The following is a 3,520-nucleotide window of genomic DNA, read 5'->3' on the forward strand; positions in this document are numbered from 1 at the left end:
GTCTGCCTCTGCACTGGCGTCACCGACGGTCAAATCCGCGATGCAATCTATGAAGGTTGCTGCAGCTATAAAGAAGTCCGTCAGGCCACCGGCGTAGCCAGCCAATGCGGCAAATGCGCTTGTCTTGCAAAGGAAGTGGTTCGCGAAACCCTGACCAAATTGCAATCGGCCCAGGCAGCCATTCCGTTCCCTGCAGAATTTACTGCCGCGTAATTACCCTGTTTCAAAGAACCGGACTTGATGTCCGGTTTTTTTATGCCTGAAAATCAACTGCTTACGCTCTAGACGCGGAACACAAACATTCTTATTCCGATTAATTTTCATATAAGTTTCAATAACTTAGGTTTGACACTCTTACATACGCGGCTCAAACTCAGCGTTATAGACAGCTACTTAGGGCAGGACCCCATCATGAAAGGCGACATTACAGTCATCCAGCATCTCAACAAGATCCTTGCCAATGAGCTGGTCGCGATCAATCAATACTTTTTGCATGCGCGCATGTATGAAGATTGGGGCCTGAACAAGCTCGGCAAGCACGAGTACCACGAATCCATCGACGAGATGAAGCACGCGGACAAGCTGATCAAGCGCATCCTGTTCCTTGAAGGCCTGCCGAACGTCCAGGACCTGGGCAAGCTGCAGATCGGCGAACACACCCAGGAAATGCTTGAGTGCGACCTGCGTATCGAGCGCATCGGCCATGCCGATCTGAAAGTCGCTATTGCTCATTGCGAAACGGTCGGCGACTTCGGTAGCCGTGAACTGCTCGAAGACATTCTTGAATCCGAAGAAGAACATATCGACTGGCTGGAAACCCAACTGGGCCTGATCGATAAAGTCGGTCTTGAAAACTATCTGCAATCGCAGATGGGCGAAGACGAGTAAGTTAGCGCCCGCTAAACTCGAGACATTAAAAAGCCCCGCGCTCTTTTTAAAGAGGCGGGGCTTTTTTAATGCCCCTGTAGGAGCTTGGCTTGCCAGCGATGACCGATGACGCGGTGTTACTGATGAACCGCGTCATCGTTCATCGCGAGCAAGCTTTGCTCCTACAGCGACCAATCAGGCTTCGGTCTTGTTGACAGCAGCCGCTTCAACAGCGGCTTTGATCGTGGTCTGCAACGAACCGTCAGCAGCCATCTCGGTCATGATGTCGCTACCGCCGACCAACTCACCACCAACCCACAGCTGCGGGAAGGTTGGCCAGTTGGCGTATTTTGGCAGGTTGGCGCGGATTTCCGGGTTCTGCAGGATGTCCACGTACGCAAACTTCTCACCACATGCCATCACGGCCTGCGCGGCTTTCGCGGAGAAGCCACACTGCGGGGCATTCGGCGAACCTTTCATGTAAAGCAGAATGGTGTTGTTAGCAATCTGCTCTTTAATCGTTTCGATGATATCCATGGAGCACCTCGGCTGAACTTTCCGACTCAGAGGTCGGCTCGGTGGCGCATTGTAACGGAAACCCGAGCGCCATGCTCGGTCTGCCCGACAGACACGATCACGCCGCTGCTACCGTCACCGGCACACCATTTAGCGCCGCATTTCCCGACAACTCGTCCAGCTGACATTCGTCAGTCAGGTCGTTGGCGCTGGAACCCGGCTGGCCACTGGCAATCCTCATCTGCACACCCGGCCGCGCATGACCCCAACCGTGCGGTAGGCTCACCACGCCTTTCATCATGTCCAGGCTGGCGAGCACTTCTACTTCGATCATGCCCACCCGCGAACTCACCCGAACGCGCTGGCCGTCGTGAAGTCCACGACTGGCCAAGTCGTCCGGATGCATCAGCAACTGATGGCGCGGCTTGCCCTTCACCAGGCGCTGGTAGTTGTGCATCCACGAGTTGTTGCTGCGCACATGACGGCGGCCAATCATCAGCAACTGATCAGCGGCGGGTGCCTCTACAGCAGCGAAGCGCGCAAGGTCTGCAAGGATTTCCGGCGGCGCTGCCTGCACGCGCTGATTGGCGGTTTTCAGGCGTGGCGCGAGGTTGGATTTCAGTGCGCCCAAATCGACACCATGAGGATGATCGAACAAGGTTGCCAGCGACAGTTTGTGTTCCGAAGCGTCGCCATAGAATCCCATTCGCAAACCAAGGTCGATCATTTGCGCCGGCGCGATCGTCGGCTTCAATTCCTTGCCGGTCCTGGCGGCAAACGCCTTGGCCAGGCCGACGAAGATCTCCCAGTCATGCAGGGCACCTTCAGGCTTGGCCAGAATTGCACGGTTGAAGCGTGTCACGTTGCGCACGGCGAACATGTTGAATGTGGTGTCGTAGTGATCGTTTTCCAGTGCCGAAGTCGACGGCAGAATCAGGTCGGCATAGCGCGTAGTTTCATTGATGTACAGGTCGACGCTGACCATGAACTCCAAGCCGTCCAGCGCCTGTTCCAGTTGCCGGCCATTGGGTGTGGATAACACCGGATTACCGGCGACGGTGATCAGCGCGCGCACCTGCCCTTCCCCTTCGGTGAGCATCTCTTCGGCCAGGGCTGACACCGGCAACTCACCACCGTACTCCGGGCGACCGGACACGCGGCTTTGCCAGCGATTGAAATGCCCGCCCGAGGTGGACGCTACCAAGTCCACCGCTGGCTCGGTGCACAGCGCGCCACCGACCCGATCCAAGTTGCCAGTGACTAGATTGATCAGTTGCACCAGCCAATGGCACAGCGTACCGAACGCTTGGGTCGAGACGCCCATGCGGCCATAACACACCGCAGTCGGCGCTGCCGCGAAATCCCGGGCCAGTTCGCGGATCTGTTCGGCCGGCACCGCGCACAACGGGCTCATGGCTTCGGCGGTGAACGTGGCGATGGCCTGACGCACATCATCCAGACCATCCACCGGCAAATGGCTGTCACGGGTCAGTTTTTCAGTAAACAAGGTATTGAGCAGCCCGAACAACAAGGCCGCATCACCACCGGGGCGTACGAACAGATGTTGATCGGCCATCGCAGCGGTTTCGCTGCGGCGCGGATCGACCACCACCACTTTGCCGCCCCGGGACTGAATCGCTTTCAAGCGTTTTTCCACATCCGGCACGGTCATGATGCTGCCGTTGGAAGCCAGCGGGTTACCGCCGAGGATCAGCATGAAATCGGTGTAATCAATGTCCGGGATTGGCAACAAAAAACCATGGCCGTACATCAGATGACTGGTCAGGTGATGCGGCAACTGGTCAACCGAAGTCGCGGAAAAGCGATTGCGGGTTTTCAGCAGGCCGAGAAAGTAATTGCTGTGGGTCATCAACCCGTAGTTGTGAACGCTGGGGTTACCTTGATACACCGCCACCGCGTTCTGCCCGTGACGTTCCTGAATCGCCGCCAGACGTTCGGCGACGAGGCTGAAGGCGTCATCCCACGCGATAGGCTGCCATTCACTGCCCACACGCAACATAGGCTGACGCAGACGATCCGGATCGTTCTGAATATCTTGCAGCGCCACCGCTTTGGGGCAGATGTGGCCGCGGCTGAATGTATCCAGCGGGTCACCCTTGATCGAGGTGATTTGCAC

Annotated in this window: 4 protein-coding genes; 2 read left to right on the forward strand and 2 right to left on the reverse strand. The window is 56.8% G+C overall.

What is annotated here, in order from left to right; genetic code table 11:
- A partial coding sequence (locus tag AC1DRJ_RS21945; RefSeq protein WP_477803990.1) for a bacterioferritin-associated ferredoxin occupies positions 1–213 on the forward strand: 213 nt, incomplete at its 5' end.
- Positions 214–411: 198 nt separating this feature from the next.
- Positions 412–888 (forward strand): bacterioferritin, encoded by a 477-nt coding sequence (gene bfr / locus AC1DRJ_RS21950; RefSeq protein WP_477803991.1) that lies wholly within the window; start codon positions 412–414, stop codon positions 886–888.
- A gap of 174 nt (positions 889–1,062) precedes the next feature.
- On the opposite strand, the gene grxD is transcribed toward bfr, so the two are convergent.
- Together grxD and AC1DRJ_RS21960 are read right to left on the reverse strand one after the other, a co-directional pair.
- Positions 1,063–1,404: a Grx4 family monothiol glutaredoxin gene (grxD, locus tag AC1DRJ_RS21955; protein WP_477803992.1), complete on the reverse strand. Its 342-nt coding sequence runs from the start codon at positions 1,402–1,404 to the stop codon at positions 1,063–1,065.
- Positions 1,405–1,501: 97 nt separating this feature from the next.
- On the reverse strand, positions 1,502–3,520 hold a 2,019-nt coding region (locus AC1DRJ_RS21960; RefSeq protein ID WP_477803993.1), incomplete at its 5' end, for a molybdopterin oxidoreductase family protein.

The sequence above is a fragment of the Pseudomonas sp. P5_B2 genome, from assembly GCF_056400445.1.